This is a genomic window from Mucilaginibacter sp. (assembly GCF_041660805.1).
GTDB lineage: Bacteria > Bacteroidota > Bacteroidia > Sphingobacteriales > Sphingobacteriaceae > Mucilaginibacter.
In genome coordinates this window covers 319,399-345,302 of record NZ_JBAZVP010000001.1, presented here as the reverse complement: position 1 = coordinate 345,302, position 25,904 = coordinate 319,399, and the positions used below count along the sequence as shown (strand labels likewise).

Annotated in this window: 24 protein-coding genes; 8 read left to right on the top strand and 16 right to left on the bottom strand. The window is 41.6% G+C overall.

Features of this window, described 5'->3' with window-relative positions; genetic code table 11:
• Nucleotides 1-355: 355 nt before the first annotated feature.
• Nucleotides 356-2,839 (bottom strand): cytochrome c biogenesis protein CcsA, encoded by a 2,484-nt coding sequence (gene ccsA / locus WC743_RS01615; RefSeq protein WP_373009979.1) that lies wholly within the window; start codon nucleotides 2,837-2,839, stop codon nucleotides 356-358.
• 9 nt (nucleotides 2,840-2,848) lie between these two features.
• Nucleotides 2,849-3,259 (bottom strand): cytochrome c maturation protein CcmE, encoded by a 411-nt coding sequence (locus tag WC743_RS01610; protein ID WP_373009978.1) that lies wholly within the window; start codon nucleotides 3,257-3,259, stop codon nucleotides 2,849-2,851.
• 345 nt (nucleotides 3,260-3,604) lie between these two features.
• On the opposite strand from WC743_RS01610, the gene WC743_RS01605 reads away from it, so the two are divergent.
• The 5 genes from WC743_RS01605 (at nucleotide 3,605) to WC743_RS01585 (ending at nucleotide 8,446) form a co-directional block, all read left to right on the top strand.
• Complete coding sequence (locus WC743_RS01605; RefSeq protein WP_373009977.1) at nucleotides 3,605-4,243, top strand: NAD(P)-dependent oxidoreductase; 639 nt, start codon at nucleotides 3,605-3,607, stop codon at nucleotides 4,241-4,243.
• Between the two features lie 453 nt (nucleotides 4,244-4,696).
• Complete coding sequence (gene ccsA / locus WC743_RS01600) at nucleotides 4,697-5,362, top strand: cytochrome c biogenesis protein CcsA (RefSeq protein WP_373010274.1); 666 nt, start codon at nucleotides 4,697-4,699, stop codon at nucleotides 5,360-5,362.
• A gap of 1 nt (nucleotide 5,363) precedes the next feature.
• On the top strand, nucleotides 5,364-5,573 hold the full coding sequence (locus WC743_RS01595; protein WP_373009976.1) for a CcmD family protein: 210 nt from the start codon (nucleotides 5,364-5,366) through the stop codon (nucleotides 5,571-5,573).
• Between the two features lie 151 nt (nucleotides 5,574-5,724).
• Entirely contained in the window at nucleotides 5,725-7,161 is a 1,437-nt protein-coding gene (locus tag WC743_RS01590) for a Glu/Leu/Phe/Val dehydrogenase (RefSeq protein WP_373009975.1), read from the top strand.
• Between the two features lie 298 nt (nucleotides 7,162-7,459).
• A complete protein-coding gene (locus tag WC743_RS01585) occupies nucleotides 7,460-8,446 on the top strand; it encodes a DUF1080 domain-containing protein (protein ID WP_373009974.1) in 987 nt (328 codons plus the stop codon).
• Nucleotides 8,447-8,796: 350 nt separating this feature from the next.
• Here the strand turns inward: WC743_RS01585 and WC743_RS01580 are convergent, their stop codons facing one another.
• Together WC743_RS01580 and WC743_RS01575 are read right to left on the bottom strand one after the other, a co-directional pair.
• A complete protein-coding gene (locus WC743_RS01580) occupies nucleotides 8,797-9,978 on the bottom strand; it encodes a carboxypeptidase-like regulatory domain-containing protein (RefSeq protein ID WP_373009972.1) in 1,182 nt (393 codons plus the stop codon).
• A 205-nt stretch (nucleotides 9,979-10,183) separates the two neighbouring features.
• Nucleotides 10,184-10,867, bottom strand: a complete 684-nt coding sequence (locus tag WC743_RS01575; protein WP_373009971.1) for a heme exporter protein CcmB — start codon at nucleotides 10,865-10,867, stop codon at nucleotides 10,184-10,186.
• A 131-nt stretch (nucleotides 10,868-10,998) separates the two neighbouring features.
• Here WC743_RS01575 and WC743_RS01570 point away from each other — a divergent pair, with 131 nt between their 5' ends.
• Nucleotides 10,999-11,808, top strand: coding sequence for an SDR family NAD(P)-dependent oxidoreductase (locus WC743_RS01570; protein WP_373009970.1), 810 nt, complete (start codon nucleotides 10,999-11,001; stop codon nucleotides 11,806-11,808).
• Between the two features lie 4 nt (nucleotides 11,809-11,812).
• Nucleotides 11,813-12,298 (top strand): methylated-DNA--[protein]-cysteine S-methyltransferase, encoded by a 486-nt coding sequence (locus WC743_RS01565; RefSeq protein WP_373009969.1) that lies wholly within the window; start codon nucleotides 11,813-11,815, stop codon nucleotides 12,296-12,298.
• Here WC743_RS01565 and WC743_RS01560 read toward each other — a convergent pair.
• The 8 genes from WC743_RS01560 to WC743_RS01525 form a co-directional block, all read right to left on the bottom strand.
• Nucleotides 12,282-14,228, bottom strand: coding sequence for a response regulator (locus tag WC743_RS01560; protein WP_373009968.1), 1,947 nt, complete (start codon nucleotides 14,226-14,228; stop codon nucleotides 12,282-12,284). The two genes, WC743_RS01565 and WC743_RS01560, sit on opposite strands and share 17 nt — an antisense overlap.
• 17 nt (nucleotides 14,229-14,245) lie before the next feature.
• Complete coding sequence (locus tag WC743_RS01555; RefSeq protein ID WP_373009967.1) at nucleotides 14,246-14,836, bottom strand: chemotaxis protein CheB; 591 nt, start codon at nucleotides 14,834-14,836, stop codon at nucleotides 14,246-14,248.
• Nucleotides 14,826-15,662: a protein-glutamate O-methyltransferase CheR gene (locus WC743_RS01550; protein ID WP_373009966.1), complete on the bottom strand. Its 837-nt coding sequence runs from the start codon at nucleotides 15,660-15,662 to the stop codon at nucleotides 14,826-14,828. Before WC743_RS01550 ends, WC743_RS01555 begins: the two co-directional genes overlap by 11 nt.
• Nucleotide 15,663: 1 nt before the next feature.
• Nucleotides 15,664-19,101, bottom strand: coding sequence for a response regulator (locus WC743_RS01545; protein WP_373009965.1), 3,438 nt, complete (start codon nucleotides 19,099-19,101; stop codon nucleotides 15,664-15,666).
• Between the two features lie 99 nt (nucleotides 19,102-19,200).
• On the bottom strand, nucleotides 19,201-19,617 hold the full coding sequence (locus tag WC743_RS01540; RefSeq protein WP_373009964.1) for a hypothetical protein: 417 nt from the start codon (nucleotides 19,615-19,617) through the stop codon (nucleotides 19,201-19,203).
• Between the two features lie 2 nt (nucleotides 19,618-19,619).
• A complete protein-coding gene (gldC, locus tag WC743_RS01535; protein WP_373009963.1) occupies nucleotides 19,620-19,949 on the bottom strand; it encodes a gliding motility protein GldC in 330 nt (109 codons plus the stop codon).
• 5 nt (nucleotides 19,950-19,954) lie between these two features.
• Complete coding sequence (locus tag WC743_RS01530; protein ID WP_373009962.1) at nucleotides 19,955-20,263, bottom strand: hypothetical protein; 309 nt, start codon at nucleotides 20,261-20,263, stop codon at nucleotides 19,955-19,957.
• Complete coding sequence (locus tag WC743_RS01525) at nucleotides 20,229-21,587, bottom strand: DEAD/DEAH box helicase (RefSeq protein ID WP_373009961.1); 1,359 nt, start codon at nucleotides 21,585-21,587, stop codon at nucleotides 20,229-20,231. Before WC743_RS01525 ends, WC743_RS01530 begins: the two co-directional genes overlap by 35 nt.
• 132 nt (nucleotides 21,588-21,719) lie before the next feature.
• Between WC743_RS01525 and WC743_RS01520 the strand changes: the two genes are divergently transcribed.
• Nucleotides 21,720-23,054 (top strand): dihydroorotase, encoded by a 1,335-nt coding sequence (locus WC743_RS01520; protein WP_373009960.1) that lies wholly within the window; start codon nucleotides 21,720-21,722, stop codon nucleotides 23,052-23,054.
• A gap of 4 nt (nucleotides 23,055-23,058) precedes the next feature.
• Here WC743_RS01520 and WC743_RS01515 read toward each other — a convergent pair whose 3' ends face one another.
• From WC743_RS01515 to WC743_RS01500, 4 genes are all read right to left on the bottom strand, one after another.
• Nucleotides 23,059-23,520, bottom strand: coding sequence for a GyrI-like domain-containing protein (locus WC743_RS01515; protein WP_373009959.1), 462 nt, complete (start codon nucleotides 23,518-23,520; stop codon nucleotides 23,059-23,061).
• A 178-nt stretch (nucleotides 23,521-23,698) separates the two neighbouring features.
• The gene (locus tag WC743_RS01510) at nucleotides 23,699-24,127 is read right to left on the bottom strand and encodes an SRPBCC family protein (RefSeq protein ID WP_373009958.1); all 429 of its coding nucleotides are present in this window, start codon (nucleotides 24,125-24,127) and stop codon (nucleotides 23,699-23,701) included.
• Nucleotides 24,128-24,139: 12 nt separating this feature from the next.
• Entirely contained in the window at nucleotides 24,140-24,586 is a 447-nt protein-coding gene (locus WC743_RS01505; protein WP_373009957.1) for an EVE domain-containing protein, read from the bottom strand.
• 343 nt (nucleotides 24,587-24,929) lie between these two features.
• Nucleotides 24,930-25,880 (bottom strand): helix-turn-helix transcriptional regulator, encoded by a 951-nt coding sequence (locus WC743_RS01500; protein WP_373009956.1) that lies wholly within the window; start codon nucleotides 25,878-25,880, stop codon nucleotides 24,930-24,932.
• Nucleotides 25,881-25,904: the final 24 nt, after the last annotated feature.

The window sequence follows — 25,904 nt, the reverse complement described above, 5'->3', positions numbered from 1 at the left end:
GTGTCTTCACAAACAGTTGCATTAACGAACCTGCCTAAAGATTTCGGTGGGAATACCGAAATGCGGAGTTGGGCTGTGATATAAGCGGCCTACCCCGCTGTTTGTGTCCTCACAAACAGTTGCATTTCACGAGCCTGCCTAAAGATTTCGGTGAGGACACCGAAATGGGATATTAGTAACCTACCCCGCTGGTTATGTCCTCACAAACAGTTGCATTTCACGAACCTGCCTAAAGATTTCGGTGTCCCCACCGAAATCGACACCGAAATGCGGGATTGGGTTGTGAAAAAAACTTTTCAAAATAAAACGGCTGCCTCTTTTTGAGGCAGCCGTTTTATTTGAAGATAATTTAAACCTAAACAGTCTTCAATTCTTTATTCCTCCTGAAGATAGACAACAGGAAGCCAATAACCATGATAATGGTACCCGCCCAAAAGAAGTTAATGTATGGGAACTGGATAGCCCTCATTACGATATATTTCTTTTTGCTTTCGGGTTGTTGGTATACGCTTATCTCTACTTTATTCTTTTCGGGGATGATCTTGGAGAAACGCAGTTTAAGGCCTGCTTCTTCTACCTTGCGGGCAAAATCAAAGGCACTGCCCCCTTTTATCATATAAACCGGTTCGGCAGTATAAGTTTTATCGTGCGATACAATTTCCAGTTCGGCACCTACAGATACATCATTGGCTTTAAGCGGTATGTTCTGCACTTTTACCCCTTTTTTAAGTCCTTTCAGCACAATGTACCCCTCGCGGAAACGAATAGTATCACCCGGGGCAACCTCATGTGTAACCGGCGGATCGTAACTGCTGTCGTCGCTTGCTTCATCATGCGCATCAGCTTTGCCTTTTTCGCTTTCCTCGTAAGTAATGGCGTTACTCATGTTTACGTGCGTATAAATATCACTGAACAGGTAGTGCTTGGTATCGGGTGATGAAACCAGCCCCATTTTGCGGTTAGCCTGCGCGTTCGGCATTAGTGTAAAGTCTTCTGTAACCTTACCTGCCGCATCAATAACTTTATAGTTTACCTTAAAGTAATGGTTTGGTGCCGATAATGAATCGCCCACGTAAGTAGCAATATACTTGCCCATTTTAACAGGCTCGTTGCGGTACATCATCACGTTTTCGCGCGGGTCGTTCTTGGCTTTTACAAAATCTTCGCTGTACTGCTCACCACTGGTATTTTCAGATATTACTTTGCTGGTACCGGCCGCTATTAAAGCGCCTATAAGTATCAAACCAAAACCAATGTGCGCCACGGCAGACCCCGCCAGTTTTATCTTTCCTTTAAATGCTTCTGATAAGATCTTGGCATTAGCCAGTACAGAGTAAACACTGCCCAGCATAATTAATATATATACTACATGCAGGCGGTAAACGCCGGTAACGTAAACTACCAAAGCGGTTATTAAGGCTGCAAATACAAGGTAAATAAGCGTAGTAATGAAGAAACGGGTAACATCCGTTTTTTTATACTTTAAGAATTGGGTAAAGCCTGTAAGCAGGGTAACCACCACCGCGAACGATGCCTGTATAATATTGTAATGCTTAACCGGATCTGCAGGCGGGGCCAGTTTAGTACCAAACATTTCGTTCCATACGGGTATTGAGGTTACAATAACCAGGTGGAAGCAGGAAAGGCCTAAGAACACAGCGCCAACAAACATCCAAAACTCACGTGAGTAGGTTTCTTCGTCCTTTTTAGTGATAGGAAGCTCTTTCCAGCGGGATACCAGTAAATAAATAGTTATCCCCAGGAAGATAACCACATCAACCACTAAGTGCCAAAACATACCCAGGTCCGTAAAGGCGTGTACAGATGTTTCGCCCAGGATACCACTACGGGTAAGGAACGATGCATATAATACCAGCACAAAGCTGATAAGCACCAAAAACGTTGCTGTAAAATAAGCGTGACCTGAATTTTTATAAACGATAAGCACGTGTACCGCGCCTATTAATGTTAACCACGGAATAATTGAGGCGTTCTCCACCGGGTCCCATGCCCAAAAGCCGCCAAAGTTTAAAGATTCATATGCCCAGAACGACCCCATGATAACCCCGGTACCCAATATCATTACAGCAAAAAGGGAATATGATATTGCCGGCTGGATCCACTCTTTATACTTGCGCTGCCATAAACCGGCTACAGCATAGGCAAACGGTACCACCATTGATGCAAACCCCAGGAACAGGGTTGGCGGGTGTATCACCATCCAGTAATTCTGCAGCAGCGGGTTTAAGCCGTTACCATCGGTAATGTATGTTAAATAGTTTTTATAAAGCTCTGGGCGGGTGTTAAATATCGGGGTTGAGCCTTTTAAGTCCAGTGCATCGCGCAGCAAAATAAATGGTGAGCTGCCTACACGTTCTCCAAAAATGGTTACACCAATAAGCATTGATGATAGCAGCGTTTGCGAAAGCATTACCACGGTTAGTACCGGGTTCTCCCATGATTTTGCACGCCATATCAGCACATTACCTAAAACGGCCTGCCAGAAAGTCCACAGCCAAAAGCTGCCCTCCTGCCCTTCCCAGTAGCTGGAAATAATATAGTAAACCGGCAGCGTTTTAGAGGAGTGCTCCCAGGCGTAATGGTATTCAAAAAGATGATTGTAAATAATATAGAACAGGCAGGTACCAATACCTACTACAGAAACCGTGTTAAGGTAAAAACCTATACGGCCCAAACGCTGCCATGATGGGTTCAGCTTATCTGTTGTAGCAAAATAATAGCTTATGGTTGAAAATAAGGCTGCACCGAAAGAAAGAATAACGAAAAACTGGCCTAAATGCCCCGGTAACAGGTGCTCGCCTTTAAAATCTGTATCCATTAAGTTGAATTAAATAGAGGCCTGTGTAGCCTTAAATTCGGTGATCTCCACCTTATCTTGTGTATATTTAGAAGGGCACTTCGTTAATATTTTTGAAGCGTGAAATTCTTTACCTTGCATTTGGCCGGTTAGTACGATCTGTTCTGAACGCTCAAAGTCCTGCGGTTTGGTACCGGTGAAAATCACTTTGCATTCCTCGCCCTTATTATCTTTCATGTAAAACGAAAAATAATTGGCATCCTTGGTGGCATCATAAAACAATTCTTTTTGCTTATTTAAATGACCAACAACATGCAGTTCACTTTTAGATTCTTTAGCATCATTAAAAGAACCGTAAGTGCTTGTGTTTGAATATGTGCTGATGATAACCGCTATGGCAATAGCAATAACGACGATCCCTAATATTGAACTTTTTTTCATTAATTGGTGTAATTCTGTAATATCAGGTTACAAAAATACAAAACGCTAAGCTAATAACGTTTATTACAAGGGATATATGCTATTTAGAATTGTTATTGATAAGTATAGAAGAGAAACAAGTCAAGAAACAAGAAAGAGCCGATTTGTAACAACTAAACAAGGGCGGGATTATTTTTTCGTCTTGTTTCTTGATTCTTAACTCTTACCTTAGTCCTATTAAAATCTCTTTATAAAATACCCAGGAATACTACAGAAGCCCGTTTCAGGCTGATGTACAACTTATGCTTCCACCCCGGATGGCATGAGGCTTAAATAGTATTTTATATTTTATAACAAGAGATTCAAATGAACCCAATCATAAAAGTTGCCATTATAGGCGGCACAGGAAAATCAGGCAAGTACCTGGTTAAACAATTATTACTACAAAACTTTTCAGTTAAACTGCTTCACCGTAAGCCCGAAACTTTACATATCGACAATCCATTAATCGAAATTGTAAAGGGCGATGCACGCGATTATAATGCTATCCACACCCTGCTTGAAGGCTGCGATGCGGTGCTGAGCTGCTTAAGTCAGCCGGCTGGTGAGCGCACCATATTTAGTGATGCCACGCGGAATATTCTAAAAGCTATGGCCGCGCATAACATCAGCAGATATATTACCACCGCGGGGTTAAATGTTAATACACCCTTTGATAAAAAAAGCGCACAAACCCAATTCGGTACAAAATGGATGTATGAGAACTACCCAGAAACAACTACCGACCGGCAAGTTGAATACGAACTACTAGCAGCCAGCAACACCAACTGGACAATGGTACGCCTCCCGCTCATAGGCCAAACGGATGATATTAGCGAGATAATAGTAAGTTTAGAAGATTGCCCCGGCAACAATATCAGCGCTACAAACCTCGGCTTATTTATGATAAAACAATTGCATAGTGCCTTGTATGTTAAACAGGCACCTTTTATTGCAAATGGATAAAGGTTTAACTTAAGAATCCGACGGGTTAAAGGAAGGTAGAAAAATAATTTGATCAGCAAACCATACCATCTGTACAACACTAATATAGTTGCGTACAAATGGCATGCTAAATGTTAATTACGTTTCTACCAACCTTTACACCTAACGGTGATATTATTTATAAAATACTCACGTTAACTTAATAACATGTGGCTAATGCCTGCGTAATACTAAGCGTAAAGCCTGCCACAGGGGAGCACCATTGTCTTTTCCCGGTCATTAATATTTTTTTAAGGCTGGTTTATTCATTAAATTATTACTCATCCATCAAATTAGTAAACAAAATAATAATGGAACATTACCATCACTGAAACATTGATAAAGATTGCTTTAAAGGCCGGTTGTACTGCTAAACAATCGCAATTATGAATAAGTAAATTATTACATTTGCCGCATAATTTATATATGAAATTCATTTATCAAACCTGGTGGAAGGTATTAGCAGTTGTAATTATATTTTACACACTGATTGCCGGCATGCTGCTTGGCGTACCACGTTTACCAATCCTGCACGAAACTATCCGGAATACTTATTTTCATGTACCCATGTGGATAGCCATGTTTACGGTGTTTACCATATCTGTTGTTTACAGCATAAAATACCTGCAATCGGGTAAGGAAGAGCACGATCTTGTTGCCGTTGAATGCGTTAATACCGGAATGTTCTTTTTTGTTATCGGTTTAATTACCGGTATGTTGTGGGCCAAATATGCCTGGGGCGAATTTTGGAGTAATGACCCTAAACAAAACAGCGCCGCCATTGCATTTTTACTGTATTGCGCTTACGGCGTACTGCGCAATTCTATTGATGAAGAGCAGAAGCGGGCTAAGATATCGGCTATATATAATATTTTTGCCTTCCCTATTATGGTGGTTTTAATTATGGTACTGCCACGCCTAACCGATTCATTGCACCCCGGCAACGGCGGTAACCCGGCCTTTGGTAAACTGGATATGGACGACCGCATGCGGATTGTATTATACCCTGCATTTATTGCCTGGGCCTTAATTGCGGTTTGGATAGCCACCATCCGTTACCGCATACGTTTAATTGAATATAAAAAGAACGCGATAAATTAACATGAAGAAACTTGTTTTATTAACAGCAATGATACTATGCTTTTTCATGGTACATGCACAGCCGGGTCAGGATGTTGAAATGGCTGATGCTTTGCGTAGCTCTGGCAAAATTTATGTGGTTGTAGGTACCATAGTAATTGTTTTTGCGGGTTTAGCTTTTTATCTGTTCAGAATTGACAGGCGTTTAAGAAAAATCGAGAAAGAAAAATAAACCTTTATTGCCTTTAAACTGTTTAAACACAGATTTTGAATTTCTTTACATTTTAAACAAAGACTGTTTTCTAAAAATTTGCATTATTGATAAAAAATATACCAAATTTGTGCACTTTTTTAAGAGATTAATTTTTTATCCAATTTAAATTATGAATATCAATAATCCAACTGTAGATCAGGATACACACTTTTTTGGTGATGTATGTAAAAACTTTGATCATGCAGCGCAGTTTACACAGCATGATGCCGGTTTATTAGACCAGATAAAGTCATGTAACAGCGTTTACCGTTTCCGTTTCCCTATACGCAAAGGCAATGGCTTTGAAGTTATAGATGCATGGCGTGTAGAACACTCGCATCACCAATCGCCAACTAAAGGCGGTATCCGTTACAGCGAAATGGTTAACGAGGATGAAGTAATGGCCCTTGCCGCTTTAATGACCTATAAATGCGCTATTGTAAACGTTCCGTTTGGCGGCGCTAAAGGCGGTATCAAAATAAACCCTAAAAATTACACTGTTGGCGAATTAGAGAATATAACCCGCCGTTATACTGTTGAGTTAATAAAGAAAAATTTCATTGGCCCCAGCATTGACGTACCTGCACCGGATTATGGATCGGGCGAGCGTGAAATGAGCTGGATTGCTGATACCTATGCTACCATGAACCCTGGCCAGCTGGATGCCTTAGGCGCCGTTACAGGCAAGCCTATTGCGCTGCATGGTATAGCCGGCAGGCGCGAAGCTACAGGCAGGGGGGTTGCTATCGCTATCCGCGAATGTGTAAGCATTGGCGAGGATATGCTGAAGATAGGCTTAACAACAGGCTTATCGGGCAAAAAAATTATTGTACAGGGGTTGGGTAATGTAGGTTACTACTCTGCTAAGTTCTTATCAGAGTTTGGCGCTTTAATTGTTGGCCTTTGCGAATTTGAAGGTGCTATTTATAACGAAGACGGACTGGATGTTGAAGCTGTGTTTCAACACCGCAAAGTAACCGGCTCTATCTTAGGTTACGCAGGCGCTAAAACAGAATTTAAAAACACAATGGACGGCCTTGAGCAGCCATGTGATATATTAGTGCCGGCCGCTTTAGAAAACCAGATAACTATCCAGAACATTGGCAGCATTCAAGCAAAAATTATTGCTGAAGGAGCAAACGGCCCAACATCGCCGGAGGCCGAAGAGATATTTTACAAAAACGGTGGAATGATCATCCCGGATATGTATGCTAACGCGGGTGGTGTAACTGTATCTTACTTTGAGTGGTTAAAAAACCTTTCGCACGTAGCATTTGGCCGTATCAACCGCAGGTTTGAAGAAAACTCAAACCTTAATTTGGTGAACATGGTAGAAGGTATTACAGGCACTGCCTTAACGCCGTTACAGCGTTCAACCATTATTAAAGGTGCATCGGAGCTTGAACTGGTAAACTCAGGTTTAGAGGATACCATGATCCGGTCATACCATGAAATAAGAGAGATACTTAAAAACACCCCTAAAGTAGAAACCCTGCGTAATGCAGCTATGGTAGGCGCTATCAACAAAATAGCGGTATCATACCAAAACCTTGGTATATGGCCGTGATTAAGTTGTAAAGGTTATAAGAGTTATAAAGGTTGGAATGGGAGTTCCAACCTTTTTTATTTAGTGTTTGTTTCCTATTACCTTGTTCACTGAAAAAGGGAGCAATTAAGGAATACAGTAAAAAATAGATCGCGTGAATGCATGGTGTAGTTAAATTAAAAAATTTAATAATTACGAGTTATACTGTAATACCAGGGAGAAATTATCCCCAAATTGCTCTGCATCTACCAAAATAAGAACGATTCTCTTTTTTGTATTGTTGATTAAGTTTGTAGATTTAGCACTCACTTTACAGCATATGAAAAAATTATCGGTTTTAAACAGTAAACGTATTTCCCGTTTTACAGGTCTGCAACTTATTTTGGCATTGTTCTTTTTTTCAACCGTTAATGCCTCGGTTAATCGTTTGGCTATCGCGGAGGTTCCTGCCGTTATAGGCAGATGGGACGTTACAATAGAAAAAGATGGGAAAAGCCTGCCTTCATGGTTAGAAGTTCAAAAATCCGGGACACATACCCTTATCGGTCGTTTTACATATGCTTTTGGCAGCGCGCGGCCTATATCTGAAGTGAAGCCAAATCAGGGTAAATATAGCTTCTCCATTCCGCCGCAATGGGAACCGGGTAACCGCAATATGGATTTTGAATTTGAGGTGGCCGGCAATACGCTTAAGGGCACAATGGTCTATACCGATGGTAAAACCTATCCCTTCACCGGCGTTCGCGCGCCATTACTCATCCGGACAAAAGCGCCTGTTTGGGGGCAGGCAGTAAAACTTTTCAACGGAAAAGATACCAAGGGCTGGCATACCGATGGCAAAAATCAGTGGACAGTTGAAAACGGCATCTTAAGAAGCCTTAAATCTGGTGCTAATTTGATAACTGACAAAACATACAACGATTTTAAACTGCACATTGAATTCCGTTACAAGCAGGGCAGCAACAGCGGCATTTACCTGCGGGGCCGGTATGAGGTACAGGTAATTGATACCAAAAGCGGCGAGCCAGAACCTATTAACAACCAGTTCAGCTCAGTTTACGGTTTTCTTCCTCCAAATAAGATGATGGCGAAAAACCCGGATGAATGGCAGTCATACGACATTACACTGGTAGGCAGGCTGGTTACCATCGTTGCAAACGGTACAATGGTTATCTGCAATCAGGAAATTCCGGGACTTACGGGAGGTGCTATTGATAGTAAAGAAGGCGAACCGGGCCCGCTACTCATTCAGGGCGACCACGGCCCTATAGACTACAGGAATATTATTATTACGCCAGCCAAATAAAGCATCAACCCAATTCACGGGCTAAAAAGACCATGGCCGGTATGCATTGAAATGCGTACCGGCCATGGTCTTTTTCGATTACCGAATTATCTAACCTTTACAATTGTGAGGACATATTTCGCCCTTTAACCTGTATCCGACCATGTCATTGCGAGCGATAGCGTGGCAATCTCGTCGTATGCAATTCGATCATACATTGGCTACGGGATTGCCGCGTCGCTTCGCTCCTCGCAATGACATAGTTCGCCCTTTAATCTGTATAAGGGTTTGAGATTATAAAACTATATTATGGAATGGCCTAATAGACCGTTGCAGGCAAACACAATGACTTAATGACCAATGAGCAACCATCAGTCCCCCGGCTCATAATCAACCGGCAGCAGATTGGCCAGTTTGGCTTTTGACCACGTGCCTTCGTAAAGCGGAGCATTCCCTATTACCGTACCATTCATATCAAAAACCGAATAGGGCTGATATAGCGTTATTACGCTGGTTTCATAATTCGGCATATCAAGCGGGCGGTAAATATCCTTAAAATAGGTTTCCTCGCGCTTTTTGGTGTAGGTTACATATAACAAATGCGGGAAAGTGATAACAAACACCCCTTCCTGCGCGGTTTTACGTAAAACCTCTAAAGCTGTTAAGGGTGGTTTCATCAGGTTTTCCTGCGCCCATTTAGGTATATCGGCCTGGTTGTTCCAATAAATGGCCGAATCGCGGTTAGTTTCCCTAAATTGCTTTTGCTTACGCTGTATCAGTTCTTCCTGCTGGCGCTGCGGGTTAAGTACGCGGTTAAAATTATATATCACAAAGCCTTCATCGGCAAGTTTGTTCTTATATAGCGATCTGTAAAAATGCTGTGCCGACCCGTAATAAGTGTCCTCGCGCTTTTGTTTCCACTTTTTCTTTTGCGCATCGCTGCCGGGCAGGTTCTCAAAAAGCACCTTGCCGGAGTATTCCACCGTATGCGTTATATTGTTGCTGTTAAAACTGCTTAGTAAAAATTTGGTACGATAACCCAGCGCATCATTCTCCACTATTAAAAACTCATCTGCAGATGCCTCTAACACTTGCTTTTTGCGGTAATAGATCAGATCAAGCACACGCGGATTTAAAACTTTGCAGTGCTTGGCATTATCATTCGTCCCGATAAAATCTTTTTTAAACTGCTCGTAGTTCTTTTTCCAATCGGCATTGCTGATAATGGTGACGCTTTTCATCATCATTACCTTTGGGGTCAATTCAATATTCAGACTAATTGGCTGCGAGCCTACCAATATTTTCTGGGAATACTCTTCATAACCCAGCGTGGTTACTACCAGGTCATACTGACCGGGCTTAACGCCACGCAAACTAAAAGTACCATCATCTGCTGTGGCTGTACCAAAAGTGGCATTACTTAAAAACACACTTGCCCTTTGCACGGGGCTTTTTGAGGAGGCATTGACAATTTTGCCCGTAATAACTCCGCTTTGTGCCAAAGCGCTAAATGGCAACAATATACAAACTACTATAAACCACCAGCGGCGCATTATCTAATAAGGGTTTTAAGGGTGCTAATAAAGTAAAAAAATATGAAGTGCAGATGAAAAATCCTTTTACAATTAAAATGATACAATGCCTCACCTAAATCCTCTCCAAAGGAGAGGACTTTAAGACCAATGTTTATTTTACTCCCTCTCCTTTGGAGAGGGCGGGGTGAGGCTTTACTCCTTTGGAGAGGGCGGGGCGAGGCTCCTAATCTCTCCACAAATAAGGGAAAAGTATTAATGAAGATGCGATAACAATAACATTAATAGCTAATAACACACCTATGCTCCCTAAACTCAGGCTCCTGTCAATACCGTCCATTGCGGCCTTGCTCACTTTTATCAGCAGCAATATAACCGGGATAATTACCGGGAAACTTAATATGGCCATAAGCGTACCATTATTACCTGCTTTTGATGCAATGGCCGATATCATGGTGAACACCGTTGAAAAACTGGTGCTGCCCAGCAGCACTATTACAAAGTAAAAGAACAGGTCGTTAACTGTATTAGTGAAAAACACTGAATATACAATGAATGCCAGTATGCTTAACAACCCCATTAGCAGGGCGTTATAAATGGTTTTTGATAAAATAATTGCCTGCGGATGCGCTATGCAGTAATAATAAAGCAACCGGCTTTTACTTTCCTGCAAAAAACTTTTGGCAATGGCGTTAACAGAGGCAAACAGCATAATTATCCAGAACAAAATGTTCCATACTATGGGATACCCCTGGCTGCCCTTAAAACCGGGATTAAGGTTAAAGGAGATATAACAAACAAATACGGTAGAAACTATATAAAGTAAAATGCCATTAAAGGCGTATTTTGAGCGCCATTCCAGTATTATCTCTTTCTTTAACAGTTCAAAGGTTTGCCCCATGAGTTTCATAGCGCAAATATAGTTTTATTATAAAGTGAAAAGTTGAAAGTGTAAAGTAAAAAGTTGAAGATGAAAAGTGGAAAGTTAAATGCTATTGAATTAAAATACATTATCTATTATTGCCTTTGAAATTAGAGCTAATGAAAAATTTGCAGTTAAAAAATAAGTGGGTATTGGTTACAGGGGCATCATCTGGCCTTGGGCAGGAAATGGCCCGGCAGCTGGCGCATAACTTTAAGGCCAACCTTATTATAGCTGCCCGTCGTGCCGATAAACTGGAGCAGCTAAAAGCCGAACTGGAAAAATCTGCTGGCATACAGGTTAAGATTATTGTAGCGGATCTCTCGATACCTGAAGAAGCCGACCGTGTTATTACCGAAAGTATTGCCGGTAATAACCTTTATGGTGCTATTTTAAATGCGGGGGTAACTTACTTTGGCCGGCATACCGATTTACCCTGGGCCGACTTTGAAAGCATTTTAAAAACCAACGTGATAAGTGTGGTACGCATGACCAATAGCCTTGTGAACTACTTTGACCAACCCGGTACCGAAGGCGGCGTTATGCTGATATCAAGTATGGCCGGTTACTTCCCGGTGCCATACCAGGCAGCTTACTCGGCAACCAAGGCGTTTATTACAGCTTTTGGCGGCGCACTGCATTATGAATTAAAGAACCCTGATTTTTCTATAACTGTTTTCGCGCCCGGCGGCATTGCTACCGAGATGACGGATAATACCAAATTTAATGATCTTAAAGGCTGGTTAATGCCCGTGAGCCAGGCGGCTAAAGAAGGGCTGCACGCCTTTATTACCCGTAAATACAACTATGTACCCGGTTGGTTAAACCGCGTTGGCAACGTAATGATGAACTTTTTACCAAAAAAATTCATTACCGGCCGTATGAGTAAAGTATACTTAAAATCGCTGGTAAAGGCCGAAACTGAATAACAAAATGCAGGAAGTATATTACCGCACGCCTGTTGGCATTGCCCTTATTGTGGCCGAGGATGGTTACATTACAAAAGTATCTATCAGGGATGAGGAACTGGAAGAAACAACAACCGACTCCCCTATCCTTTTAGAGGCGATTAAACAACTGCGTGAATACTTTGAGGGCGAGCGCAAAGATTTTGACCTGCCCATAAAACAACCCGGTTCAAGTTTTCAGCAGGAAGTTTGGCAGCAGTTGCTGCAAATAAAATATGGTTCAACCATTACCTACCTGCAACAATCACAGCTAATGAAAAACCCGCTGGCTATCCGCGCTATCGCGGCAGCTAACGGAAAAAATAATTTATGGATTGTAGTGCCCTGCCACCGTGTAATTGGCAGCAATGGCAGCCTTACCGGCTATGCCGGCGGCCTATGGCGCAAGCAATGGTTGTTAGAGCACGAAGCCCGTGTTATGGGTACCGGGCAAACTAAACTACCTTTTTAGAGCTATTATTACCGTTTAACAGTTTCAATATTTTTTCATGCAGCTGATGGGGCTCAAATGGTTTGGGCAAAACATCATTCATTCCTGCTGCAATAGCTTCCTGATGCTCGTGCTCATAAGCTGCAGCCGATAGCGATATGATAGGCACACTCCTTTTGGGCTCTTCAAAATCCATGCGGATGCTTCTTGCTGCCTGGTAACCGTTAAGGCCGGGCATATGGGTGTCCATTAATACCAGGTCATAATCGTTTTTCTTCAACCATTCAATTACATCGGCACCATTATCAACAACATCAAATGTTATATTCCAGTCCTTCAGCATTTTTGAAAGCATAAACTGGTTTATCACATTATCCTCGGCAACTAAAACCCTTACGTTTATAAACTGGGCAAGTAATTTTCCGGCTTTCGCAGGGGCTTTAACTTGAGGGTTAGCAGTTATGTTAAACCAGTTTGTAAAACTAAATTCACTGCCTTTACCCGCTTCGCTCATCACTGATAGCTCACCACCCTTTAGTTCAACAAGCTTTTTAACAATAGCCAGGCCTAAACCTGTACCACCATATTTACTGGCAGTATCTTCTTCGGCCTGTTCAAATGATTCAAATATTTTTGATAGCCTGTTTGCCGGGATGCCTATCCCGGTATCTCCAACAGTAAATTCCAGCTTAACTCTCTCATCTGTTTTTTGCTGTACCGATATTTTCAACTTAACATAACCGTGTGATGTAAACTTAATGGAATTACTTAAAAGGTTCATCAGGATCTGGTTAAGCCTTAACGAATCAATCATTAACCCTTCGGGCACATCCTCATCTATCTGCAGTATAAATTCAATATCTTTTTCATCAGCATTAAATTTCAACAGGCCATAAACCATACTTATAATTTCGCGCAGGTTGCCTGGCGTACGTACAATATTAAATTTACCGGCTTCTATTTTTGAAATATCCAGTACATCATTTATCACACCCAATAATGAGCGCGACGATGTTTCCATCATTTCCAGTAAACTAGCCTGTTGCTCGTTAACGCCGGATTTACGGAGCATATTGGTTAAGCCAATAATTCCATTAACCGGTGTACGCAGTTCATGGCTCATATTAGCTAAAAATGTCTCCTTTACTTTTTTACCATACTCGGCCGCTTCTTTTGATTTGATAAGCTGCTGCTGGTAGCTCTTTTGCGGTGAGCTATCGCTGATATTCAAAAATATCACCTTGTTACGGTATGATGCCCGGCACTCTGTCCATATAACGCGTTTATCAAAAGTGATAAACTGAGATTCAAAGGTTGCAAAGCTGAGGTTATCCTTTATAATACCGCCCAGCTTTTTACGCATGGCGCCCTGTTCAGAATCAATTGCCATATCAACAATGTTTTTGCCCAGCATCTCCGATTGCTTGTAGCCTAAAATTTGTTCAACAGCAGGGTTTATGGTGCTTATCCGCAAAGTACCCGCATCAACAGAACAGATAATATCGGCACTGTTTTTAACTACAATGGCATAAGCTTGCAGTTCTTCGTTCTTTTCTAAAATTTCGGCCTGGTGGCGGGCAAGCTGTATAAAGGCATCAACCTTAGCCGATGTTATGTACGGATCAAGCGGTTTATACAAATAATCAACAGCACCGGCGCCGAAACCCTTAACTGCATATTTGCTTTCTTTAGATATAGCGGTAACAAATATCACCATGATATCTCTGGTGCGCGGGTTTGATTTTAGCATCTCAACCAGTTCAAAGCCATCCATTTCAGGCATCTGAACATCAACAAGAGCTATGGATATATTATTCTCCCACGCTATTTTTAGCGCGTCATTAGGCGAGGTAGTGGTAAACAAACGTATATCATTACGTTTCAGAAGTGCTTCGAGGGCAATTATATTTTCCTCTCTGTCATCAACAATAAGGATATTTATTGGGGTCATGGGGTTTCATGTAGGGGTCAAGTATCTTGTAGTAGCTCAAAAATTTCAGTTGTACGTAATATATATTCAGCAGCTTTAATGTTGATAGCGGCCTGCGGCATATCAGCCATTTCAGCATCTTCAGGATGTTGCGCTATTGTTAAAGCGCCGTTTTCCCGTAATTTCAGTAGCCCTTCTGCCCCATCCTGGTTGGCGCCGGAAAGCAATATAGCAGTGCAGTTTTTCTTATATACGTCGGCAGCACTCTCAAAGGTTACATCTATTGATGGTTTTGAGTACCATACCGCATCAGAAACGTCAAGGCCAAAATAACCGTCGCTTTCAATTAGTGTATGATAATTAGCCGGGGCAATATAGATGGCGTTACTTTCTATTTTTTCCTTATCGCTAATTTCACGCAATAACATATTGCTGTTCTCTGCAAACAGTTTTTCTATCTCGCTAAAAAAATTCCTTTTACGATGAATAACAATAATAACTGTTTTGTTAAGATCATGCGGAAAAGATTTTACCAGTTTAAATATCAATTTAAATGACCCTGCCGAACCACCAATAAGCAATACTTTTGAGTTTTGCCAATGCTTTATGATATCGCTGTTAAGAGCCAATTTTTTGGTATATATTTTCTTTCTGATTGATCACTTTAAACTTCTTTCGAAAAAAATCCGACCTGATAGTTTCCTTATTCCCAAGACATAAATAACCCAGGGGACAAAGGCTTTTATAAAACAGATCAAGGATGCGTTCCTGCAATTCTGTTTCAAAGTAAATAAAAACATTCCGGCAGGTTATCATCTGAAACTCATTAAAAACGGTATCAGATATTAAGTTATGAACAGAAAACAACGTATTATCCTTCAATTCGTTATGTATGGCCGCTGCATCATACATAATTGTAAAATGATCTGTTATTGACCCCGGCAAACCAGTAAATAAATAGTTTTCGGCGTAGCTTTTAATTTTACGCAGGCTGTAAATACCTTTGCGCGCTTCTTTCAACACCTCGGTATTAATATCGGTACCATAGATGAATGATTTTTTGTTCAGTTTTTCCTCATTCAGCAAAATAGCCAGCGAATAAACCTCCTCGCCCGATGAGCAACCCGCGCACCAAATTTTTATATGCTGATAGGTGGACAAGTAGGGCAATACCTGGTTGTTAAGCGCTTTATAGAATACCGGATCGCGAAACATTTCGGTAACATTAACTGTAATTTCTTCCAAAAAATTCTGGAAAAAGCCCGAATCATTAACCAGCACATGCTTCATATCATAAAAGCTTAATTTTTTAAGCATCATTATACGGTCAATCCTTCTTTTTAAAGAAGCCTTGGTATAATCGCTAAAATCAAACCCATGTATCTTTTTAACAAGATCAATCAGCTCAATTATTTGCGGCGCTGTTAATGTATCCTTACTTGTTGCAGCATTCATATTAGTTATCCAGCCACAACTGCATCAATGCAATCAGCCTATCCATATCAACCGGCTTGGTAATATAATCATTGGCACCGGCTGCTATACATTTTTCACGGTCGTCTTTCATTGCTTTTGCAGTTAATGCAATAACAGGAAGTTTTGCCCATTTGTTTTGCTTACGAATATGCCTTGTTGCTTCGTAACCATCCATTTTAGGCATCATAATATCCATCAGCACAATATCAATATCGGTTATCTCTTCCAGTTTGGCAATGGCTTCTTCTCCATCATTGGCTATAACCACGTTAAGCTCATAACTCTCTAAGGCGCTGCTTAAGGCAAATATATTACGCATATCGTCATCAACAATAAGCACCTTTTTACCTTTTATAGCATCTTTACCTTTGGTAATTATTTTGGTTTTGCCTGTATTATTTACCCCGGTAGTGTGTATACCTGTTTCACTTATTTTGTTAAGGAACAGGTTTACCTCGTCTATCAGCCTGTCTGATGATTTACTGGTTTTTACTACCATGGCATTGGCATACTGCATCAGCCTGTTTACTGATGTTTTATCAAGCTCCATAGCGGTATTAATAACAACCGGAAGAGACGCGAAACGGTCAACCTCTTTAATTTTATCTAACAGGTCAAGCCCTGATATATCAGGCAGGTTAAGATCAAGTATCACGCACTGGTATTCGTTTTCATGCAGCATCCTGAAGGCAGATTCGCCATCAAATGCCTGGTCAACGGTAATACCCTGGCTCTGCATCAGATCTTTTAATGCCTGGCTTTGCGTTTTATGGTCTTCAACCAGTAATATCTGGGTAAACCGGGTTCCGCTGTTGGCCATAATATCGCCAAATAACTTATCTAAAGTTTCGGTATTTACCGGCTTTTTAAGGAAGCTGATAGCACCCTCTTTGCGTACCCGGTTAGCCGCGGCTTCACCTGCCGACATGAGATGTACCGGAATGTGCAGCGTAGCCTCATCCGCCTTCAATTCCTTCAATATTTGCCAGCCATCTTTACCCGGCAGCATAATATCAAGTATTACAGCATCGGGCTGCTGTTCTTTTATGATCTCTACAGCGTTGGTGCCCTCATTTACCATTACAGATTTATATCCATGATCACGGGCGTAATCCTCTAATATGCTGGCAAAATTCTTATCGTCTTCAACAATCACCACTAATGGCTCCCTATTTGAGCCATCGGTTTCTTTAACAGCCTTACTTAAAAAACCGGGCGATGGCGTAAAGCTATCAACAGTTTGCACCACATCTTCTACAGGTACAGCTTTAGCCTCAAATGGCAGTGTTAGTATAAACTCACTCCCCACTCCCGGCTCGCTTTTAAGGGTAATATTACCACTCAGTAACGAAGCCAGTTCCCTACTGATAGAGAGGCCCAGGCCTGTACCGCCATATTTACGGCTGGTTGAACCATCTGCCTGCTGGAACGCATCAAAAATGATCTTTTGTTTTTCTTCGACTATACCAATACCGGTATCTTTTATGGTGAAACTTACTGTTTTTTCGCGCAGGCCGGGTGCAGCAGTGATACTTATAGAGCCGTTTTCCGGTGTAAATTTAAACGCGTTTGATAACAGGTTCTTGATCACCTGCTCAACTCTTACCTTATCGGTAAAAATGGTTGCCGGCACATCAATGGCGCTGGTTTTATAATGTATTTTTTTGTTGATGGCAAACTCCGCAAACAGGGATTGCATATCTGCCAATATCTCAGATACCTTTATCTTCTCGTTATGCATTTCCAGCTTACCCGACTCAATTTTCGACAGGTCGAGAATATCATTAATAAGTGTTAGCAGATCATTACCGGCATTGAAAATTACGCTGGCATATTTCACCTGGTCTTCTGAAAGGTTAGCCGGTTTGTTATCCCTAAGTATACGGGCCAATACCAAAATACTATTTAACGGGGTACGCAGCTCATGGCTCATATTGGCCAAAAACTCCGATTTATATTTACCGGTTGTTTCCAATTCATCAGCTTTTATGCTGATGGATTGGCGGGCCTCTTCAATAGCCTGGTTCTTTTCTTCAAGCAAACTGGCTTTTTCTTCCAATTCGGCATTAATGGTGCGCAGCTCTTCCTGCTGTACGCGCAACTCTTCTTCTGATGCCTGCAACATTTCTGTTTTGTTCATCAGTTCCTCGTTGGTTACACGCATTTCTTCCTGCTGTGCTTCCAGCTCTTCTGCCTGTTGCTGCGTTTCCTCGAACAGGTCATGCATTATGGAACGTGCCTGTGCAGTGTTCACCGCTATACCAATATCATTGGCAATTAGCAATATATATTCCTTTACCTCTTCCTTTACTTCATCACGGAAACCAACTTCTATAACTCCTTTAAGCTTTTTATCAAAAAAGAAAGGAACAATAAAGGTTTCTATCAGCTCATCCTGTAATAACGATGTACCCAACTCCAGCTTATCATTCAGTTTACCTTTAACCAGGGCGGCCCTTTCGTCTTTTGCAGCCTGGCCTATCCAGCCCTCAGATATACGGATGTGTTGCTTTAAAGCCCCCGGGTTGTTAAAGGCATAAGACGCGCACAGATCAAGGCGTTCTTCTGCCTCGTCATATAAATAAAAGGTACCTGTAATGGCATTGGCATACCTGCTTACTTCTGTAAGTATGTTTTGTGCCAGTTCCCTTTCATTTTGCTGGCCCTGCATTTTTTCATTTAATAACCCCGATCCGGTAAGCAGCCAGTTTTTTGATTTGTTTTCAACCAGTACTTTCTCCAGTTCAAGGTTGGCAACCCTTACTTCTTCTTCTATCTTTTTCTGACGGGCAAACGTTGCCTGGATATAAAAGAACATGATTATAATTATCAACAGGAATATCGCCGAGCCTATAACTATAACTAAAATAGCATCCTGGGAAGCTTTTTCTGAAGCTGCTTTTCGCTGGGCAAGTAAGCTATTCTCCGTTTCTATAACTCTTCCATTGATATCACGGATGCTATCCATATTACCCTTACCGTTCAAAAACATCCGGTTGGCAAGCATGTAATCAAGTCCTTTGCTCTCGCGTGTTTCAATATTCAATTTTAAAACGGCCATTTGCCTGGCTACAAGAAGTTTAATAGTATCAATTCGCTTTACCTGCGTAGGATTATCCTCTGTAAGCTGGCTTAACTGCATTAAACTTTCATTGATCCGGGGAACCGCAAAGTTGTAAGGATCAAGAAATGCCTTGTTTGCGGTTGCACCATACCCGCGCATGCCGGTTTCGCCATCAATAAGCAGCTGTAATAAATTGTTGGAGGTTTTAATTACTTTTTGGGTATGATTCACCCAAACGGTATCATCTTCTAACTGATTGATACTTTTATAAGACAATATACCAACCAGCAAAACAAGTACTATGGAGACTACAAAACCTGCTAATACCTGGTTACGAAAAGAAAAATTGATCATGGATAGTTATACGGTTTAATATATATTACAAATATGTTTAAAAAAACTTATTCGTAACCTAATATACAATTACTTAATAAACATACAGGTGGTAAGGAATTACTCCGGACGGATATAGGTTGGTTTTGGCGCAAATACAGCACCCAGCACAGATATTATTGCCCCCGCAAATAATACAAACCAGCCCCATTTAAATGTGATTTGCCTGGTTAAAAAGCCGTTTAATCCTTTAAAAGGCACAAAGCTGAAAGTGGTTTTAACTTTCAGCACCGCGGCTATGTACAGCAGCACTACCAACACCAGCGAAGTCCAGGCTGCAATACGGGTTACTTTTAGCTGATTAAGCGCTGTACATAAAATACCAATAACACCTGTTAGCATTATAACAATGCCGTAAGGCTGGTTAAGTTTATAAACGTTCCAGTTGGCAACATGGAACACACGCAGCATTGGGCAATAAGTTGCTGCAATAAGTAAAATAAAGCCCAATAATGCTATGAGTGATGAAGGGCGCATTTTTATTTTTTGATCTCCATTTTATCGGCAAAGTGGGCGCAATAATCGCGCAGGTCTTCTACAATATTGGTTTCTCCGGTAGCACGTAAAAAGCTATCGCCCATGGTTTGCAGGGTTTCATAGAAAAAGCGTTTCATCTCATCAACAGGCATATCTTTTGTCCAAAGATCAATCCTCAGTGTGTTCTTATAGCTTTGATCCCACAGGGCCAGCATAATTGATTTTACCGGCAGGGCTTCTTTATTCTGCGAATCGGTTGATTCCCATAAAATGTTCTCGGGTACGTTATTATCGTCAAGTTGTATCGTCAGCTTTATTTCAGCAGTCTTCATTCTTTTTATTTAACAATTAAAAATATAATTACCACCAAAGTTATAAAGCTTAGCTCTACAATCCATAGTTTTTTGGTTTGAGCAAAGAAATTACGGAAAATTATATCCAGCAATGACACAACTACCCCAAACAGCACAAAAATAAGGCTGATGGTACCGCTCCAATGCTCATAAGGGCTGCCGGTAATTTTGGCGCCGTTCAAAAAAATGTACCCGGCAAGGATAAACAGGGCCGCGCTGGCAAAGTTTAACGGGCTAATTCTGAATTTTCTGGGTTGATCAACGCTTTCTGCCAGATCGTTTTTGTCCGCCATGTTTAACAGGTTTCTTGTTCTTTGGATTATTAGGTTGTTTTTTAGCTTTTTCGGCTTCAAATTTTTTGATCTGCGCAAGCGATTTCTTTTCATGGAAAGCCCCTTTAAAGTCCGGGTCTTCCTTGCGCTTTTGCATGTCTATCTCTTTAGCCTGATCCTGCCGCTCCTCGTAAGGGGTTTCCTCAACAAAAACAGCATCGGGCATGGCATAAACCGGGATAGTTTGCCTGATCAGCTTTTGTATTTTGTTAATGTAATACTCTTCAGATGGTGTACAGAACGTCATGGCTACGCCCGAGTTATATGCCCGGCCGGTACGCCCTATCCTGTGCACATAATCTTCAATCACCACAGGTACATCAAAATTTATAACGTGGCTTACATCGCTTACATCAATACCGCGCGATGCTACATCTGTTGCCACCAATATTTTCACCTCATCGTTTTTAAACGAGTTGATGGAGTTGATACGGGTGTTTTGCCCTTTGTTGGCATGCAAAACCTTTACTTCTTTATCACCAAACTTGCGGAGCAAAAATTTATATACATCCTCTGCAGCAACGCGTGTTTTGCAAAAGATCATCAACTTTTTAATATCGCCCTCTTTATCTAAAAGGGTTTTTAGCAGGTTGATCTTGGTTTTAACGTTGGGAACATGGTACAGTTGCTGGGTTACCGTTTCGGCAGTGGTAGCCTGCGGGGTTACTTCTATCACCGTAGGGAACTCCAGGAAGTTATGCGAAAGCTCCTGGATCTTATCAGACATGGTAGCCGAGAACAGCAGGTTCTGGCGCTTTACAGGCACAACCTCTAAGATCCGGTTTATCTGCGGCATAAAGCCCATATCCATCATCTTATCGGCCTCGTCCAATACCAGTGTGGTAATGGTTTTGGTAACAATATGCCCGGCTATGTAAATATCTAAAAAGCGACCGGGGGTGGCCACAATTATATCAACACCTTTGTTAATATTTTCTATTTGTGTTTTGGGGCCAAGGCCGCCAAATAACACTACTACCCTTAAGTCGGTATTTATGGCAAAGGCTTTTATGTTCTCCTCAATCTGCATGGCCAGTTCGCGCGTTGGCGAAATGATCAATGCCCGTGGATTATCGCCCTGCGCATATTTCAGCTTCATTAAAATGGGCAATACATAGGCCGCGGTTTTACCCGTACCCGTTTGCGCTATACCCATTACATCCTGCCCGTTCATTATTGGCGGGATAGCTTTTTGCTGTATCGGCGTAGCTTCGGTGTAACCGGCGTCAGCAATGGCGTTCAGGATCTGCCGGTTAAAATTAAAATCTTCAAAAGTTACAGCCATAGCCGCAAAGATAGGGTTTTTGTTGAGGACAAAGGATGAAGGACTCAAAGATGAAGCATAAGCGTGCTAAATACCTGCCCTTTGTACTTTGTCTTTACGCCTTATTTCCTCACTAAAGCTTATATTTGCTTTATGTCGTCTATCATCATAAAAAAAGCAACAATTGTTAATGAAGGCCGTCAGCAGGTAGCCGACGTATTGGTTAAGGATGGTTTAATTGACCGGATTGAAAGCCATATAAACACCCCGGCTGATAAAGAGATCAACGCCGAAGGCCTGTACCTTTTCCCCGGTTGTATTGACGACCAGGTGCATTTTCGTGAACCGGGGTTAACACATAAGGGCAATATCCACTCAGAATCGCGCGCTGCTGTTGCCGGTGGTATTACCTCTTTTATGGAGATGCCTAATACTGTACCTAACGCCCTTACCCAACAATTACTTAAAGATAAATATGAAATAGCAGCACATAACTCACTGGCTAACTATTCATTTTTCATGGGCGCATCAAATGATAACCTTGATGAGGTGATGCGTACCGATGTTAAAAATGTTTGCGGCATAAAGGTTTTCATGGGCTCATCAACCGGAAATATGTTGGTGGATAACCCGGCTACATTAGAAAACCTGTTTGCCCATTCGCCCATGCTGATAGCCACCCATTGCGAAGACGAGGCGACCATACAAAGCAACCTGAACCATTATAAACAATTGCTTGGTGAGAACATCCCGGCACGGATGCACCCTAAGATAAGGAGTGCAGAGGCTTGTTACCTATCGTCATCAATGGCGGTAGAGCTGGCTAAAAAGCATAATACCCGGCTGCACATACTGCATATATCAACAGAACGTGAAACGCATTTATTTAAAAGTGATATCCCGCTGGCCAACAAACGGATAACCGCCGAAGCCTGTATTCATCATTTATGGTTTACCAATGCAGATTATGAGGAAAAGGGTAACCTGATAAAATGGAACCCCGCTGTAAAAACAGAGGCCGACCGCGATGGCATTTTAAAGGCTGTGCTTGATGGCCATATTGATGTTATTGCTACCGACCACGCCCCGCATACTATTGAAGAAAAAGCACTGCCTTACCTGCAGGCACCAAGCGGCGGGCCATTAGTACAGCATGCGCTTACTGCCATGCTGGAGCTTTATCATCACGGTAAAATAACGCTGGAACAGATAGCCGAAAAAATGGCGCATAACGTTGCCACCATATTTCAGATAGAAAAACGAGGCTTTATCCGCGAGGGTTACCATGCCGACCTTGTACTGGTTAATTTAAACAACCCCTGGCATGTAAACAAAAGCAACATATTGTACAAATGCGGCTGGTCGCCGTTTGAAGGGTCAACCTTTAAATCACAGGTGGTGAGCACCATTGTATCCGGCAACCTGGCTTATGAGAATGGCGCCTTTGCCAGTGAAAAAAGCGGACAAAGAATGACCTTCGTCCGCTAAGCATTTAGTCTATCGCTACGTAAACTTTTGATTCAATATCTTCAAAGTTTTTACCGGCTGTGTCATACACATCAAAATCTGCAGTGTATGTTCTGTTAATATCTGCCTGCCAAATGTATTGCCAGGTTGCAGCAATGCTTGCAGGGAACTTACCTTGTGGAGTAAATACCGCGTATTTACCTGCCGGTACAGCCTTACCCGTAAAGCCTTCGGGCAGGTATTCTATTGAGCTTACTTTGCAACCCAATATGGCGGTGTAGTAGTCGTTATGGTCAGATTCATAATCGGTGTAAACACAATAAATTTCGTTACCTTCTTTGTCTTCAAGCTTATCAGCCATATTACCTTGAGTAAAGGTTTGCCATAATCCGCCTATATCATTATTTGCCTGTCCGTCTTTATTAATAGTCCGTACGGATATGCCGGCAATAAAAAACATAGGCAGGCTTTCGGTTTCGTGATTCATATTTTTAAGTTTAGATAAACGCGTCATTGCGAGGTACGAAGCAATCCCTAACATGCATGTCGCCTACCTTTCTATCGGGGATTGCTTCGTACCTCGCAATGACGCGCTGGGTTGGTTTCTCGTAGTGACCCTGCTTCGTACTCGCGCAATGACGCGATGGTGAATATACAGGATATATTTACTTCTCTTCCAATATCTTCTTTAATCCGCCAAATACCATTTGCCAGTTTTGCTCGGAGTGTTCTTTTGTGGCCTCATCCTTAATACCATCCTGGGTAATTTCTAAAGTAGTTTTGCCATCCTTTTCAGTTACCCTATAGCTTATGTTCGCGTAGTTTTCGGGCTTGTCTTCGGTACCGCCCATGCTGCTCCAGTAGCTGTACTTTACATACTCACCGGGTGTTATCTCCAGTATGGTTCCTTTGTCTTCATATGATTTGCCATCCCATTCGCCGCTAAAGGTGATAGGGCTGCCTACTTTCCAGTCGGATTTTAAGTTTGTACCAAAAAAATATTGCTTAACCAGTTCAGGGTCGGTTACCCCTTTCCATACTTTAGCCGCGGGGGCGTTAAAGTCTATTTTGGTTGTTAATGCTTGCTTGCTCATAATGGTTTTTATTTAGATATGTTTAGTGTGTATTGGTTCTCCTTTTATCATTGCCGACCTGATCAGTTTAAAGTCATGCCCCGTTATCTCAAAAAATCCAAACCTGAATTTATAGCCCCATGCCTTTTTATTTTCTATAAATGCCAGGTCGGTAATTAATGGTTTAATGGGGGTTTCTTCACATTTATAAAATTCAACATTGCGCCGGTAAGGGATAAAGTCATTGGCCATTTTATGCTGATAGATCTTATCATCGCTCACCTGCCCAATAGCTGTAAATGATTGCAACGGTTCATGCCCACCATAAGTTTGCTTAGGCGAATAAAAGATCACCCAGTCGCCCGCAGTTAACTTTTTCAGCGGACCTTCTTTACCGTGATTGGCTTGCATGAAACCGCCCTCAACGCCGCGTGCTAAATGATCTTTTGATACAACTACTATCCAATATTTTGTTGGCATTTTTTTATTGTCGCTTATTTATCGAATACAAAAACTTAGCCACAAAACAAGCAGATAAATTGACAACAGTATGTCAGCAGGGATAAATAATTATTGCAAAAAACGGCTAAAACAGGCCAAAAAAGCGTCATCACTAAAAGTTATATTGATACATAACTAATTTTTAATCATTAAGATATAAATATTAACTAAATAATAACATCATATGAAAAAAATTTCACATCGCTCGGGCAATATTGGTTGCTACTTAAAGATGTTCTTGAAATTAAATTGGTAATAACAGGCTTACCGGATCAATTATAAACTAATCAATCGTTTAAAAGATAAGCCCGGATCGATCGATTTATATGGCTAGGTTTCTTTGCGCGATCCTGTCGGCCAACTCCCCTACTTTATCCTTTAAGTGCTGCGGATTTATGATCTCTGCCCTATCGCCAAACATCATAAACCAGCGGGCAAAACCCTCAACATACATGGTCAGAAAGGTCATTTCGGTATTGTCTTTTAGTTCCCTTTCAGATACAAAACCGTGGTAATATTTTTGCTCGTTAATGTAGCGGGCCATGCTGGTTTCCACTTTAATTACGATGGTTTCCAATTTCTTTTCTTCGGCAGTTTGGGCTATGTAAGCTTTTAAAGTTGGGTGCTTGCCAGAAAAAGTTTGATCGGTTTCTGTAAGTGAAACCATGCGGTCGCACCTAAAATCACGGTAATCGCTTCGCATACGGCAATAGGCTATCAGGTGCCAGTAACTATCCAGATAGAAAATACCTACCGGCTCAACATGCCTTTTGGTTTGTTCCTGGGTGTAGCCTGCTTTGTAATCCATATAAAGCACCTTTTTATGGGCAATGGCATTTAGTATAGTTTGAATATGGTCGTTATTATTTACGCGGTGTTGTGCCCGGCTCTTTAATACCTCTATACTGCTATCCATATTCTCCAGCATATCCTTCTCGGCTGTTTTAAGGATGGCCCTTATTTTATACATGGCCGATTTATGCTGCGCCGTGGTAGATTCATCCGTCATCTTCTCCATGAACTTTTCGGCAGTTAAAAAAGCGATGGCTTCTTCACGGGTAAACATAATGGGCGGCAGCCTGTATCCATCCATAATGGAATAACCTACCCCGGCCTCTCCTATTATGGGGATCCCTGCTTCTTCAAGTGTTTTTACATCCCGGTAAACAGTACGCAGGCTAATGCTGAACCTATCGGCAATATCGCAGGCCTTTACTATCCGGCGCGATTGCAGCTGTATTAAAATGGCAGATATACGATCAATGCGGTTCATTCCTCAAATTAAACAAAAAACAAT